At 65.4% G+C, this 15,585-nt stretch carries 6 protein-coding genes; 2 read left to right on the top strand and 4 right to left on the bottom strand.

Translation table 11 applies throughout. The features are described 5' to 3' along the window. Positions 1-21 precede the first annotated feature (21 nt). Positions 22-2,157 (bottom strand): type I secretion system permease/ATPase, encoded by a 2,136-nt coding sequence (locus tag V0R62_RS01305; RefSeq protein ID WP_330102417.1) that lies wholly within the window; start codon positions 2,155-2,157, stop codon positions 22-24. Between the two features lie 77 nt (positions 2,158-2,234). After that, entirely contained in the window at positions 2,235-3,608 is a 1,374-nt protein-coding gene (locus V0R62_RS01300; protein WP_186714529.1) for a TolC family outer membrane protein, read from the bottom strand. Positions 3,609-4,096: 488 nt separating this feature from the next. Here V0R62_RS01300 and V0R62_RS01295 point away from each other — a divergent pair, with 488 nt between their 5' ends. After that, positions 4,097-11,938 (top strand): retention module-containing protein, encoded by a 7,842-nt coding sequence (locus V0R62_RS01295; RefSeq protein WP_330102390.1) that lies wholly within the window; start codon positions 4,097-4,099, stop codon positions 11,936-11,938. A gap of 184 nt (positions 11,939-12,122) precedes the next feature. Here V0R62_RS01295 and V0R62_RS01290 read toward each other — a convergent pair whose 3' ends face one another. Beyond that, a complete protein-coding gene (locus V0R62_RS01290) occupies positions 12,123-12,488 on the bottom strand; it encodes a YbaN family protein (RefSeq protein ID WP_330102389.1) in 366 nt (121 codons plus the stop codon). Positions 12,489-12,496: 8 nt separating this feature from the next. After that, positions 12,497-13,084, bottom strand: coding sequence for a YecA/YgfB family protein (locus V0R62_RS01285; RefSeq protein WP_028691105.1), 588 nt, complete (start codon positions 13,082-13,084; stop codon positions 12,497-12,499). Positions 13,085-13,328: 244 nt separating this feature from the next. On the opposite strand from V0R62_RS01285, the gene recQ reads away from it, so the two are divergent. After that, complete coding sequence (recQ, locus tag V0R62_RS01280; RefSeq protein ID WP_330102388.1) at positions 13,329-15,473, top strand: DNA helicase RecQ; 2,145 nt, start codon at positions 13,329-13,331, stop codon at positions 15,471-15,473. The last annotated feature ends 112 nt before the right edge of the window (positions 15,474-15,585 follow it).

Here is a 15,585-nt window from a genome sequence, read left to right as displayed (position 1 = left end):
GTGGAATCCCAGGTTGTTGGTTCACAGCGCCGCGCCGATACGGCCCTTGCGCAGCGCGTCGATGACCGCGTCCTTCGGCCCGTCAGCGACGATCTTGCCGTTGTCCAGCACCAGCAGCCGGTCCACCAGGCTGAGCATCGAGGTGCGGTGGGTGACCAGCAGCAGGGTCTTGCCCGGCACCCAGTCCAGCAGGCGTTGACGCAGTTGCTCCTCACTGCTGTTGTCCATGTGGCTGGTGGGTTCGTCGAGGATCAGGATCGGCGGTTCCAGCAGCAGCGCCCGGGCCAGCAACACGGCCTGGCGCTGGCCACCGGACAGCAGCTGACCACGCTCGCCCACCGGGCGGTCGAAACCCTGCGGGTGCTGGCGGGCCAGTTCGCTGACCCCGGTCAGTTCGGCCACCTCGAGCATGCGCGCATCGCTGACATGGCGGGCGCCGAGGGTGAGGTTGTCGCGCAGGCTGCCGGCCAGCAGGGGCAGGTCATGGGCCACGTAGCCGAGCTGGCTGCGCAGGTCGGCGATGTCCAGTTGGCGCAGGTCGAGGTTGTCCAGCAACACCTGGCCTTCGTCGGGGTGATGGAAGCCCATCAGCAGGCGGGCGAGGGTGCTCTTGCCCGAGCCGCTGCGGCCGATGATGCCGATGCGCTCGCCCGGCTTGAGCGTGGCGCTGACATCGTTGAGCGCCGGGGCTGTCTGCCCGGCATAGCGGAAGGTGGCGTGGTTGATGCTGATGCCACCCTGCAGCGCGGTGTGTTCCAGGGCCTGGTGCTCGGCCTCGCGTTCCTGGGGCAGGCTCATCAGCGCGTCGGTGCTGCGCATGGTCAGCTGCGCCTGCTGGTAGCGGGTGATCAGCCCGGCGATCTGGCCCAGCGGCGCGAGGACCCGGCTGCCGAGCATGTAGCTGGCCACCAGCGCGCCGACGCTGAGGTTGCCGGCGATGATGCTGTACACCCCGGCGACGATGGTCGCCATGCCGCAGAACTGCTGGATGAACAGCGTGCCGTTGCTGGCCAGCGAGGACAGGTTGCGGGCATGGGCGTCGAGGCGGGCGATGGCGCCGTTGGTGTGTTCCCACTGGTATTGGCGCTCGCTTTCGGCGCCGCAGGCCTTGAGGGTTTCCAGGCCGCCGAGGGTCTCGATCAGCAGCGCCTGGCGCACCGCGCCGAGGCTCAGGCTCTTCTGCACCGTGTCACGCAGGCGTACCTGGATGAACAGCGCCAGGCCCACCGCCAGCGGGAAGGCGATCAGCGGGATCACCACCAGCCAGCCGCCGAGCAGGCCGATCACCAGTAGCATCAGCGCCACGAACGGCAGGTCGATGATGCTGGTCAGGGTGACCGCGGTGAGGAATTCGCGCAGTCCCTGGAAGTCATGGATGCTCTGGGCGAAGCCGCCGATGGTGGCGGGCCGCGCCTTCATGCTCATGCCGGTGATGCGTTCGAACAGGGTGGCCGAGAGAATCAGGTCGGTCTTCTTGCCGGCCTGGTCCAGCAGGTGTGCACGAACCATGCGCAGCACCAGCTCGAAGGCGGTGCCGATGAACAGGCCGGCCACCAGCACCCACAAGGTGGACAGCGCCTGGTTGGGAACTACACGGTCGTAGGTCTGCATGACGAACAGCGGCACCATCAACCCCAGCAGGTTGATCAGCAGACTGGCCAGCAGGGCATCGCCATACAGCCAGCGCGAGTGGCGCAGGGTGTCGCGGAACCAGGCATTGACCCGTGGGATCAGCGGGGCGCGCACCTCTTCCAGGGTATGGCGAGGACGGGCGAACAGGACCTGGCCGCTGTAGGCCTCGGCCAGGGCATCGCGTTCGACCCACTGCTCGCCGCCTTCGGCTTCGCACGGCAGCAGCAGGGCCCGGCCGTTGTCCCCCCAGCGTTGCAGCACGGCGCTGCGGCCGTCGTTGAGGATCAGCAGAACCGGCAGGTTGAGTGCCGAGATGGCGTTCAGGTCACGTTGCAGGACCCGCGCCTGCAACCCCGCCCGCGCGGCGGCGCGGGGCAGCAGGGCCAGGGGCAGGCGTTGCTCGGCCAGCGGCAGACCGCTGCACAGGCTGGCGCGGCTGGCAGGGCAGCCGTGCAGCTTGCACAGGATCAGCAGGCCATCGAGCAACGGATCATCAACATCCAGGCGCGGTTGCGCGCTTTGCATACTGGTCACGATGGCCTACTCCTGCCGCGGTGGACGGGAAATGGGCGCTGGCGAAAAGCCCCTTGTCTCGTCAGAACCTAACGCATGTCGGGCAATTTCGCCTCGTTGCGTACTTCGGTCTTGGCGATGGCCTCGGGTGGCAGCGAGATGTGCTGCTTGCTCAGCAACTCACCCATGGTCGCCAGGACCCGATACATGGAGAACTCTTCGGTGTAGCGCACTTCGGTGTAGCGCCGGTTGGCGTTGTACAGCTCGTTCTCGCTGTCGAGCACGTCGAGCAGGGTACGCTGGCCCAAGCCGAACTGGTCCTGGTAGGCGGCGCGCACGCGCTGGGTGGTTTCGGCGTACTCGCGGGCGCTCGGGGTCTGCTTGCGGGCGTTGTTCATCGCGTTCCAGGCCAGGCTGAGGTTTTCGTTCAGCTCGCGCAGGGCGTTGTTGCGGATGTCCATCGCCTGGTTGATCTTGTGCGCGTCGGACTGCAGGCGGGCCTTGTCGCTGCCGCCGCGGAACAGGTTGTAGCTGAGCTCGACGCCGGCCTGCCAGTCGTTGTTGTCGTGGCCCTTCTGGCCACCGATGTTGTTGTTGGCGCCGGTGGCCAGCACCGCGTCCAGGCGCGGGTAGAAGGGCGACTTGGCCACTTCGTATTGCTGCTCGGCGGAGCGCACGTCAGCCTGGGCCGACTTCAGGTAGGGGTTGTTCTCCAGCATGCCCTGGCGTGCATTGAGCAGGTCACCCGGTACTTCGCCCTTGATCGTGACCGGTGTTTCCAGCTCGTCCGGCATGCGCCCGACTACGCTGTAGAAGTTGGCCTCGGCGTCGGCCAGGTCGACCTCGGCGGTGTCCAGGTTGTTCTCGGCCAGGGCGCGACGGGCGCGGGACTGGTCGAGGTCGGCGGTGCTGCCCACGCCACGTTCGCTGCGCAGGCCGATCTGGTCGTTGACCCGCAGGTGGGCCTGCAGGTTGTTCTTGGCCAGGGTCACCAGTTCGCGGCGCTTGAGCACCTCGAGGTAGACCTCAATAGCGCGCAGGGCGATGCTCTCGGCGGTGGCCTGGGTGTAGTAGGCACGCGAGGTGGCCACCGCTTCGGTGCGGGCGACCTCGTTGGAGGTATTGAAGCCATCGAACAGCATCTGCCGCAGACGCAGTTCGGACTGGGTGTAGTTGAGGGTTTCCTTGTTGTGGTTACGCGTGCCGTCGGGGTTGAAGCCGCGGGTGTTGGTGTTGTCCGAGCGTTGCCGGCCGTAGCCGGCGACCAGATCGACGGTTGGGTAGTACCCCCCGCGGGCGAACTTCACATCCTCGTCGGCCGACAGCCTGCTGTTGCGGCTGGCGCTGATCTCGGGATGCTGGTCCACGGCGTTCTGGACAGCCTCGGTGATCGACATCGCCTGACTGTTGGCACACGCCATGGCCAACAAAATCGCACTGGTGATGGGGGTTAAAGCGCGCATGGGGTACATCTCCCTGGTCTTGAATAATGTCCTGCTAATCGCCAAAAAAATGACGAAAAATTAGAATCAAACCGTTTCAGGTTTGTAACAACAGAGCTAAGAACATTTATCGGGCGAGCTAAGAAGATTTTTTCATAAGACTTATGCGAAAAAAAACTTATGCGGTCTAAGGAATCCGCGACATTGTTTCATTCAGGCGGTTACGGGAATTGGCTGGGACAGGCGATTTTCGGGCCTTGGTGAAAGTTCCAGATTTTTTGCAGCTAAGGAGACAGGGGAGGAAGGCGAAAGCGGAATTTGGCGACAAAAAAATGGCACTCAATAATGGCCATTCGCCCTGCCTGCTATCGCGACAGTCGTCACAAGGAGCGTGGTTTCTCACGAACGTGACAGCAGCGATCCACCAGCCATGGCACTCGGAACGTTGCGCACATTACCCGGCACGCCTTGATCTGCGAAAAGCCCATCGGCAGGGGAGGCGTACGCTCATGGCTAAATTAGTCGGTATAGTCGGCAAGGTGATCGGCCAGGTATTCGCGGTGGGCGACGATGGTCATCGCCGTCTGTTGGTGGAAGGCGACCGGTTGTTCGCCGGCGAACAGCTCGAGACCGGCAGCGAGGGCGCCGTGGCGGTGCGGCTGCACAATGGCGCGGAGCTGACCCTGGGTCGCGGCAGCAGCCTGGAGATGACCACCGATCTGCTGGCCAATCGCGCGCCCCATGTGCAGGCGCCGGACGTGCAGCCCAGCGAGGCCCAGCTCAGCGATGTCGAGCAACTGCAAAAAGCCATTGCCGCAGGCGCCGACCCCACCCAGGAGGCCGAGGCGACGGCGGCGGGCGGCAACCCGTCGGGTGTGTCGGGGGCGCTCGGCGGGGGGCACAGTTTCGTGATACTGACCGAGGTGGGCGCCCGGGTGGATCCCACCATCGGCTTCCCCACCGCGGGATTCAATGGTTTCCCCCAGCTGGCCAATCTCGAACTCGGCGGTCTTGACGGCAACGATGACGGGCCGGTGTTGGCCAGTGCACCCGTGATCGACAATCCGGTCAGCCTCGATGGCCTGGATATCAGCCCCGCCGAATTGACCCTGGACGAGGCCAACCTGCCCCAGGGCTCGGCCAGCAACCCGGCGGCCCTGACTCAGTCGGGCAGCTTCACGGTGGTGGCTGCCGACGGCGTGTTCAACCTTAGTGTCGGCGGCATCAATGTGGTCACGGCAGGCGTGGTCACCGGCGTCGGGCAGTCCATCGTCACCGGGCTTGGCAATGTGCTGACCATTACTGGCTATAACCCGACAACCGGCGTGGTGAGCTACAGCTACACCCTGACCGGCGCCGATCACCACCCGGACGGCGCGGGCAGCAATACCCTGGGCGAGCAGTTTCCGGTGCTGGTCAGCGACACGGATGGTGACGTGGCCAGTGGCTCCCTGGACGTGATCATCCGCGACGATGTGCCACGGGCGGTGAACGACACCAATGCGACCGCCGCCACCGAGCAGCATGTGGAACTCAGCGGCAATGTGTTGAGCAACGACATCCAGGGAGCCGACCGCATCCCCAGCGGTCCAGTGGTGGCCGGCACCTTCGTCGGCACCTATGGCACCCTGGTCCTGGCGGCGGACGGTTCCTACACCTACACCCTCAACACCAACGACCCGGATTTCAAGAACCTGCACGGCGGTGGCAATGGGGTGGAGACCTTCACCTACACCCTGAAGGATGCCGACGGCGACACCAGCACCGCGACCCTGACCCTCAACGTCAGCAACCTCAACGACCCGGTGACCCTGGACGGTCTGGACGTAAACGGTGGCGAGCTGACCGTCTACGAGAAGAGTCTGGCCGACGGCAGCGCGCCGAACCCGGGTGCCCTGACCCAGAGCAGCACCTTCACAGTCAGCGCGCCGGATGGCCTGCAATCCTTGAGCGTTGGCGGCATCAGCGTGGTCAGCGGCGGCGTGGCGGCAAGCTTCCCGCAGTCGATCACCACGGCCCTGGGCAATACCCTGACCATCACCGGCTACAACCCGGCCACGGGCGTGATCAGCTATAGCTACACCTTGCTGGACAACGAGAGCCACGCCAACGGCGACGGCGCCAACAGCCTGTCCGAGCACTTCACCGTCACGGCCACGGACACCGACGGCAGCACGGCCAATGGCTCGCTGGACGTCAATATCGTCGATGACCTGCCCAAGGCCGTGAACGACAGCAATGCCACTGCCGCCACCGAGCAGCATGTGGAACTCAGCGGCAATGTGTTGAGCAACGATATCCAGGGAGCGGATCGTATCCCCAGTGGTCCGGTGGTGGCCGGTACCTTCGTCGGCACCTACGGTACCCTGGTCCTGGCGGCGGACGGTTCCTACACCTACACCCTCAACACCAACGACCCGGACTTCAAGAACCTGCACGGCGCTGGCAATGGGGTGGAGACCTTTACCTACACCCTGAAGGACGCCGACGGCGATACCAGCACCGCGACCTTGACCCTCAATGTCAGCAACCTGAACGACCCGGTGACCTTGGGTGGTCTGGAGGTGAACGGTGGCGAGCTGACCGTCTACGAGAAGAACCTGGCCGACGGCAGCGCGCCGAACCCGGGCGCCCTGACCCAGAGCGGCACCTTCACGGTCAGCGCGCCGGATGGTCTGCAATCCCTGAGCGTCGGTGGCATCGCTGTGGTCAGTGGCGGCGTGGCGGCAAGCTTCCCGCAGTCGATCACCACGGCCCTGGGCAATACCCTGACCATCACCGGTTACAACCCGGCCACGGGCGTGATCAGCTACAGCTATACCTTGCTGGACAATGAGAGCCACGCCAACGGCGACGGCGCCAACAGCCTGTCCGAGCACTTCACCGTCACGGCCACGGACACCGACGGCAGTACGGCCAATGGCTCGCTGGACGTGAACATCGTCGATGACCTGCCCAAGGCCAATCCTGATTCGGCCAGTGTCGTCGAAGGCGGCACGGTCAGCGGCAACGTGCTCGACAACGACACCTCAGGCGCGGATGTGCGCGCCGATGGCAAGTACGTGGTCGGCGTGCGGGCCGGCGCCGATACCTCGACCTCGGCCAGCGGCCAGCTGGGCACTCAGGTACAGGGCCAGTACGGTTACCTGACCTTGGACGCCCAGGGCAACGCCACCTACCACGCCAACCCCAACGCCGTGGCACCGGCCGGGGCCACGGACGTGTTCGTCTACACCGTGCGGGACAGTGACGGCGACGAAAGCACCACCACCATCACCATCGACGTGCGTGATTGCTCGTTGATCGCCAGTGCCGACAGCGAAGTCACGGTCTACGAGAACGCGCTCGACCTGACCAAGGATGGCAACGACCTGGCCGCAGGGAACGTGGTCGGCAGCCAGCCAGGCTCGACCGGCGAGACGGCCAGCGGCTCGCTGGCCAACTCCATCAGTGGTGGAACAGGGGCGCTGACCTTCACCCTGGTCGGCAATGCCACCGGCCAGTACGGTCAGATCCAGCTGAACGCCGATGGCTCCTACACCTACACCCTGACCTCGGCGCCGAATTCACCGAATCACGTCAACGACGGGCCGAACGTGCTGACGGAAACCTTCACCTACCAGGTGAAGGATTCGCTTGGCAACTCGACCACCAGCACCATCGTGATCAGCATCGTCGACGACGTGCCCAAGGCCCACAGCGACTTCGCCAATGTCTACGAAGGCGGCACCGTCAGCGGCAATGTGCTGGTCAACGATGTGATCGGCGCGGATGTGCCGGCCGATGGCAAGTACGTGGTCGGCGTGCGCGCAGGCAGCGACACCTCGACCTCGGCCATCGGCCAGCTGGGCAGCAATGTGGTTGGGCAGTACGGCTACCTGACCCTCGATGCCATGGGCAACGCCACCTATCACGCCAACCCCGACAGCGTGGCGCCGGCCGGAGCCACGGACGTGTTCGTCTACACCATCCGCGATGCCGATGGCGACGAGAGCACCACCACCCTCACCATCAACGTCCACGACAACTCGCTGGTCGCCTGCCCGGACGACACGGCCAAAGTCTACGAAAACGCCCTGGACCTGGCCAAGGACGGCAACGACTTGGCCGCAGGCAACGTCATTGGCAGTGATCCGCAATCCACCGCCGAAACCACCGGCGGTTCGCTGGCCGGTTCGGTCAGCGGCGGCATCGGCGCCCTGACCTTCACCCTGGTCGGCAATGCCACCGGCCAGTACGGTCAGATCCAGCTGAACGCCGATGGCTCCTACACCTACACCCTGACCTCGGCGCCGAATTCGCCGAATCACGTCAACGACGGGCCGAACGTGCTGACCGAAACCTTCACCTACCAGGTGAAGGACTCGCTCGGCAATTCGACCACCAGCACCATCGTGATCAGCATTGTCGACGACGTGCCCAAGGCCCACAGCGACTTCGCCAATGTCTACGAAGGCGGCACCGTCAGCGGCAATGTGCTGGTCAACGATGTGATCGGCGCGGACGTGCCGGCCGATGGCAAGTACGTGGTCGGCGTGCGCGCCGGTTCCGACACCTCGACTTCGGCCATCGGCCAGTTGGGCAGCAATGTGGTTGGGCAGTACGGCTACCTGACCCTCGATGCCCAGGGCAACGCCACCTATCACGCCAACCCCGACAGCGTGGCGCCGGCCGGAGCCACGGACGTGTTCGTCTATACCATTCGCGATGCCGATGGCGACGAGAGCACCACCACCATTACCATCGACGTGCACGATATCTCGCTGGTCGCCTGCCCCGACGACACGGCCAAGGTCTACGAGAAAGCCCTGGACCTGACCAAGGACGGCAACGACCTGGCCGCAGGCACGGTCACCGGCAGCGATCCGCACGCCACCACGGAAACCACCAGCGGCTCGCTGGCTGGTTCGGTCAGCGGCGGCATCGGTGCCCTGACCTTCACCCTGGTGGGCAATGCCGCCGGGCAGTATGGCCAGATCCAGCTGAACAGCGATGGCACCTATACCTACACCCTGACTTCGGCGCCGAACTCGCCCAACCACGCCAACGATGGCCCGAATGTGGTCACCGAGAGCTTCACCTACCAGGTGAAGGATTCGCTCGGCAACACCACCACCAGCACCATCGTGGTCAGCATCGTCGACGACGTACCCAAGGCCCATTGCGACGTGGCCTCGGTCAAGGAGGGCGCCAGTGTCAGCGGCAACGTGCTGGACAACGACGTGGTCGGCGCCGATGTGCGTGCCGACGGACAATACGTGGTCGGCGTGCGAGCAGGCTCTGACACCTCGACGTCAGCCATCGGCCATGTCGGCGACACGATCGTCGGCCAGTACGGCTACCTGACCCTGGACAGCCAGGGCAACGCCACCTACCACGCCAACCCCGACAGCGTGCCGCCCGCCGGGGCGACCGACAGTTTCGTCTACACCATCCGCGACGCCGATGGCGACGAGAGCACCACGACCATCCGCGTCAATGTCCAGGACAGCAAGCTGGTGGCGTGCGAGGACAACGACGTCACCGTCTACGAAAAAGCCCTGGACCTGCACAAGGATGGCAACGACCTGGCCGCCGGCAGCGTGACCGGCAGCGATCCGGGCTCCACCGGCGAGACCGCCTCCGGCAGCCTGGTCGGCTCGGTGCATGGCGGCGTCGGCGCACTGACCTACAGCCTGGTCGGCAACGCCGTGGGCCAGTACGGCCAGATCCAGCTCAACGGCGACGGCTCCTACACCTACACCCTGACCTCGGCGCCGAAGACCCCGGGTGGCGCCAACGACGGGGCCAACACCGTCAACGAGTACTTCACCTACAAGGCCACCGACGCCCTGGGCAACAGCGTCACCAGCACCATCGCCATCAACATCGTCGACGATGTGCCGAAGGTGCAGTGCGCGGTGCGCAGCATCACGCCCGGCCAGGTGGACTCCAACATCCTGCTGGTGGTGGATGTTTCCAGCAGCATGGCCGCAAGCTCCGGCGTGCCGGGATTGACCCGCCTGGAGCTGGCCAAGCAGGCCATCAGCGCCTTGCTCGACAAGTACGACGAGATGGGCGACATCAAGGTGCAGATCGTCACCTTCGGCACCGGCGCCGAGATGAAGACGCCGGTGTGGGTCTCGATCAGCGAGGCCAAGAGCCTGATCGCCGGGCTCAATCCCGGCGGCTCGACCTACTACGACTCGGCGGCCACCAAGGCCCAGGAAGCCTTCGCCACCACCGGCAAGCTGGTGGGGGCGCAGAACATCAGCTACTTCTTCTCCGACGGCGAGCCCACCAACGGCCACGCCATGACAGCGCCGCGCGAGGCCGCCTGGGAAACCTTCCTCGACAACAACGGCATCAAGTCCTACGCCATCGGCATGGGCAGCGGCGTCAACGAGGGCAACCTAGACCCGCTGGCCTACGACGGCAGCAGCCACACCGACACCAACTCGGTGGTGGTCACCGACCTCAGCCAGCTGAGTACGGTGCTCTCCGGCACGGTGCAGGGCGCGCCGATCACCGGCAGCCTGATGAGCGGCGGCGACTTCGGCGCCGACGGCGGCTTCATCAAGGCGCTGCTGGTGGACGGCACCACCTACACCTACGATCCGAAGGCCAATGGCGGGCAGGGCGGTTATGCGGTCAGTGGCGGAGTGGACAAGGCCTCGTTCGACACCGTCAGCAACAGCCTGAACATCAAGACCGGCCTGGGCGGCACCCTGGTGGTGAACATGGACAACGGCGAGTTCACCTACACGCCGCCGAAGGACAACGGCAGCGGCCAGGTGGAGAAGTTCGGCTTCACCGCCAGCGACAACGACGGCGATACCCGCAGCGCCAGCCTGACGGTGAACATCAACAGCAACGGCGCGCCGGTCGCCGGCGCCGACCACATCATCACCAACATCAAGGGTGCGACCCTGAGCGTGCCGGCAGAGGCCTTGCTGGCCAATGACAGCGATCCGGACCACGATACCCTGAGCGCCACGCCGACCACCTTCAACACCAACTTCGCCGACAAGGGCGCGGGCTTCACGGCGGGCACGCAGGCGCAGACCATCACCTTCAACGCCACCGCCAACAAGGCCGAGAACCAGCTGCGCGACCTGGCCCGCAGCGAGTTCACCAGCCTCAACGGCAGCATGACCGCCGCCCTGGTGGTGGCCGGTTACCTGGGCTCGATCAGCAGCGCCAATGCCAACGACGAGGACACCCTGACGGTCACTCTGCGCAAGGGCGAGACCCTGACCCTCGACCATGACCGGCCCGCCGGCAACCTGCTGATGGAATGGAAGGATGCCAGCGGCAGCTACCAGACCATCGCCGATGGCGGCAGCTTCACGGCCAGCCATGACGGCGTGTACAGCATCCATGTAATCAACACCGAGAACGCCTCGGGCAACAGCAAGGCCGCCGAGAACTACAAGCTGAGCCTGGTGGTGGACTACAGCAACGCCAGCAATGACGACTACCACGGCAGCTACAGCGTCAGCGACAACCATGGCGGTACGGCCACTGGCGCGGTGGACATCACCTATCAGGCCGGCAATGCCCTCACCGGTACTTCAGGGGACGATGTGCTGCTGGCCGGGATGGGCGACACCACCCTGCACGGCGGTGCCGGCAACGATGTGCTGGTGGCCGGCACAGGCAACGACAGCCTGTATGGCGGCGATGGCGACGACCTGCTGATCAGCGGACCGGGCAATGACTTGCTCGACGGCGGCCCCGGCAACGACACCGCCAGCTATGCCAGGGCAAGCAGTGGCGTGACTGTCGACCTGAGCCATGTCGGCCAGCAGAACACCGTCGGCGCGGGGCTGGATACCCTCAACGGCATCGAGAACCTGATCGGCTCGGACTACAACGACACCCTGACCGGCAACGACGGCGACAACCTGCTCAATGGCGGCGCGGGCAACGATGTGCTCAGGGGCGGTGCCGGCAACGACATCCTGATCGGCGGGCGCGGCGATGACACCCTCACCGGTGGCAGCGGCAACGACACCTTCGTCTGGCTGAAGGGCGATACCGGGCACGACACCGTGACCGACTTCACCCCGGGCAGCGATCGGCTGGACCTGTCGCAACTGCTGCAGGGCGAGAACGCCACCAGCGCGTCGCTGGACGACTACCTGCACTTCAAGGTCAGCGGCAGCGGCGTCAACGTGGTGTCAACCATCGAAGTGAGCAGCGTCGCCGGCGCGGCGCCGACCCAGACCATCGACCTGGCCGGGGTGGACCTGGCACAGCACTACGGGGTCGCGGCCGGGGCGGGCGGGGTGATCGCGGCGGGGCATGACACCGCGACCATCATCACCGGCATGCTCAATGACCATTCGTTGAAGGTGGATACGGTGTAGGCGGCGGGGAGATGAACCGAGGCGTGCTGTTACGCATTCCCCTGTAGGAGCGGCCTTGTGTCGCGAAAGGGCCGCAAAGCGGCCCCGGCGATCTTTGCATCAATGCTGAAATCCTGGGGCCGCTTCGCGCCCCTTTCGCGACACAAGGCCGCTCCTACAGGGGGATTGTGCTTGGCCATCCGGCTCAATTCGGTCGCTGCAGGGTCTTCTGCTTGAGGATGTAGAGGCTGACCAGCACCGCGCTGGTCAGCATGAACACCCGTGCCCAGAACAGCGGCACCAGGTAGCAGGACAGCCCGATACTGGCCCACATCAGGCCGATCGCATAGACCTTGCCCCGCAGCGGAATCCCCTCGCCGCTGAGGTAGTCACGGATCCACGGCCCGAGTTGCGGATGATTCACCAACCAGTGGTGAAAGCGCGGCGAGCTGCGGGCGAAGCAGGCCGCCGCCAGCAGCAGGAACGGGGTGGTGGGCAGCACCGGCAGGAAGATCCCCGCCACCCCGAGCGCGACACTGAGCCAGCCGGCGGCCAGCAGCAGGTAGCGCACCACGTTGATCAGTGGTGGCGCGGCTTGAGCAGGGCAGGTTTCTCTTCAGGGGCGTGCAGCAGCAGGAACAGGGCGCTCAGTGCCTCGGGGATCTGCACGATCATGTCGTCCTGCAGGTTGGCGTTGCCGGCGATGTCGGCGAACTCCGGCTGCTCGTCGAACAGGCCCGAGCCGACCATGATCGGCAGCAGCATTTCGCTAACTTCTTCCTCGGCGTTCTCGAACCAGGCCTCTTCACGCAGGAACACGCCCTCCATGAAGCCGATGCACCAGCCGCGCAGGTCGGAATCATCCGGCTCGTCGGTCAGGTCCAGCTCGCAGGGCAGGTCGAATTCCTCGTCGCTGGCCAGTTGGCGGGCGATGTGCGCCTTGAGCGCGACCAGGGTGGCCTCTATCTCGGTGCGCTGGGCATCGCTGGCATAGTGCGGTTCTTCGGCGAACAGCGCGTCGATCCATTCGCGTTCAGGAACTTCCTCGGAGCAGATCGACAGCGCGGTCAGGTAGCCGTGGGCGGCGACGTAGTCCAGCGCTTCTTCGTGCAGCTCATCGGCGTCGAGGAAGGCTTGCAGGCGGGTCAGTTGCTCGGCGAAGGACATTACAGGGCTACCTTGGGGAATAAACGATAGTGAATTCTAGCACCTTGCGGCGGCTGCGGGGCAAAGGGAACGTCTGTCCGCGGGGCATGCCGGGGGTGGGGCAGTCGGGTATACTCCGCAGTTTTTCGTGCTCTGGTGGCGTTTTCCTGCCATCTGGCAAAAACCGCTTACGCATTCGATGTGTGCGCGGCGGATTTATCGTCCAGCCTGAGTCCAGGATGGTACGGCGATTTTGGAGTGGCAAATGCTCGAACAGGCTCAGCGCGTCCTCAAGGATGTCTTCGGTTACGACAGTTTCCGCGGGCGCCAGGCAGCGATCATCGAATGCGTGGCAGGTGGCGGCGACGCCCTGGTGCTGATGCCCACCGGTGGTGGCAAGTCATTGTGCTTCCAGGTGCCTGGCCTGCTGCGTCCGGGCCTGACCGTGGTGGTGTCGCCGCTGATCGCGCTGATGGACGACCAGGTTGCCACCCTCGACGAACTGGGCGTGGCCGCCGCGGCGCTGAACTCCACCCTCAGCGCCGAGCAGCAGCGCGACCTGGCCGGGCGCCTGCGCCGTGGCGAGGTGAAGATGCTCTACCTGGCCCCTGAGCGCCTGGTCCAGCCGCGCATGCTGGACTTCCTGCGTGGCCTGGACATCGCCCTGTTCGCCATCGACGAGGCCCACTGCGTGTCGCAATGGGGCCACGACTTCCGCCCAGAGTACCTGCAACTGGGGCAGCTCGCCGAGCTGTTCCCGCATGTGCCGCGCATCGCCCTGACCGCCACCGCCGACATGCGCACCCGCGAGGAGATCGTCCAGCGCCTGCACCTGCAGGGCGCCGAGCGTTTCCTGTCGAGCTTCGACCGGCCGAACATCTTCTACCGCATCGTGCCCAAGGAGTCGCCGCGCAAGCAGCTGATGGCGTTCCTCGGCGAGCGCCGCGGCAACGCCGGTATCGTCTACTGCCTGTCGCGCAAGAAGGTCGATGAGACCGCTGCCTTCCTGTGCGACCAGGGCTTCCCGGCGCTGCCGTACCACGCGGGCCTGGCCGCCGAGACCCGCGCCGCCAACCAGCACCGCTTCCTCAACGAGGAAGGGCTGATCATGGTCGCGACCATCGCCTTCGGCATGGGCATCGACAAGCCCAACGTGCGCTTCGTCGCCCACCTCGACCTGCCCAAGTCGCTCGAGGCCTATTACCAGGAAACCGGCCGTGCCGGCCGTGACGGCCTGCCCTCGGACGCCTGGATGGCCTACGGCCTGCAGGACATGGTGATGCTCAAGCAGATGCTGCAGAACTCCGAGGGCGACGAGCGCCACAAACGCATCGAGCAGCACAAGCTCGACGCCATGCTGGCGCTGTGCGAAGAGACGCGCTGCCGTCGCCAGTCGTTGCTGGCCTACTTCGACGAAGTGCTCGAGCAGCCGTGCGGGCATTGTGACAACTGTGTCGACAATGTGCAGACCTGGGATGCCACCGAGCCTGCGCGTCAAGCCCTGTCGACGGTGTTCCGCACCGGTCAGCGCTATGGCGTCGGCCATCTGGTCGACGTGCTGCTGGGCAAGGACACCGAGAAGGTGCGCAATTTTGGCCACGAGAAGCTGTCGGTATTCGGCGTCGGCAAGGCGCTGGCCGAAGCCGAGTGGCGCTCGCTGTTCCGCCAGTTGGTGGCGCGCGGCCTGGTGGACATCGACCTGGAAGGCTACGGTGGCCTGCGTCTGTCCGACAGCTGCCGGCCGCTGCTGCGCGGCGAGGTGAACCTGCAACTGCGCCGCGACCTCAAGCCGCAGACCGTGGCCAAGTCTTCCTCCAGCGGCGGCAGCCCGGCCAGCCAGTTGGTGCGGGCCGAGGAGCGCGAGCTGTGGGAAGCGCTGCGCACCCTGCGGCGCAAGCTGGCCGAGGAGCACAGCGTGCCGCCTTACGTCATCTTCCCAGACTCCACCCTGCTGGAGATGCTGCGCAGCATGCCCACCAGCCTCAGCGACATGGCCCAGGTCAGCGGTGTCGGCGCGCGCAAGCTGGAGCGCTACGGCCAGGCCTTCCTCGAAGTGCTCAACGGCGCCGGTGGCACCGAGGAGGCGCCGAAGGTGGTGCTCGACCTGCGCCACGAACTGGTCAGCCTGGCCCGCGCCGGCATGACCCCGGCGCAGATCGCCGGGCAACTGAACTGCACCGAGAAGAACGTCTACAGCCTGCTGGCCGAGGCCATCGGCCGCCAGGAACTGAGCCTGGAGCAGGCGCTGGACCTGCCGGAAGAACTGATGATGGAAGTGCAGGACGCCTTCCTCGACGGCGAGGGCGAGTTGCCGCCGGTGTCCGGCGTGGCGCCGTTGTTCGGCCAGCGGGTGCCGGAAGGCGTCCTGCACTGCGTACGGGCGGCGCTGGCGGTGGAGTTCGGCCTGTGATTGCCGGCATTTGCGCCAATTGCTGACCTTTGTCATACCCTTACATGATTATCAGCCATTTCCGTGGCGTCGAACCTTGCCTGATTGGCCGGGCCATGATTAGCTGGCTAAT

The sequence above is a fragment of the Pseudomonas carassii genome (assembly GCF_036324045.1).
GTDB classification, from domain to species: Bacteria; Pseudomonadota; Gammaproteobacteria; order Pseudomonadales; family Pseudomonadaceae; genus Aquipseudomonas; species Aquipseudomonas peradeniyensis.
Note: the sequence above shows the minus strand (reverse complement) of the source record. Positions and strands in the feature narration are given on the sequence as shown.

Coding starts and splice junctions, on each gene's coding strand:
- V0R62_RS01305 (WP_330102417.1), bottom strand. CDS start 2,157: ATGCAAAGCGCGCAACCGCGCCTGGATGTTGATGATCCGTTGCTCGAT.
- recQ (WP_330102388.1), top strand. CDS start 13,329: ATGCTCGAACAGGCTCAGCGCGTCCTCAAGGATGTCTTCGGTTACGAC.
- V0R62_RS01295 (WP_330102390.1), top strand. CDS start 4,097: ATGGCTAAATTAGTCGGTATAGTCGGCAAGGTGATCGGCCAGGTATTC.
- V0R62_RS01285 (WP_028691105.1), bottom strand. CDS start 13,084: ATGTCCTTCGCCGAGCAACTGACCCGCCTGCAAGCCTTCCTCGACGCC.
- V0R62_RS01300 (WP_186714529.1), bottom strand. CDS start 3,608: ATGCGCGCTTTAACCCCCATCACCAGTGCGATTTTGTTGGCCATGGCG.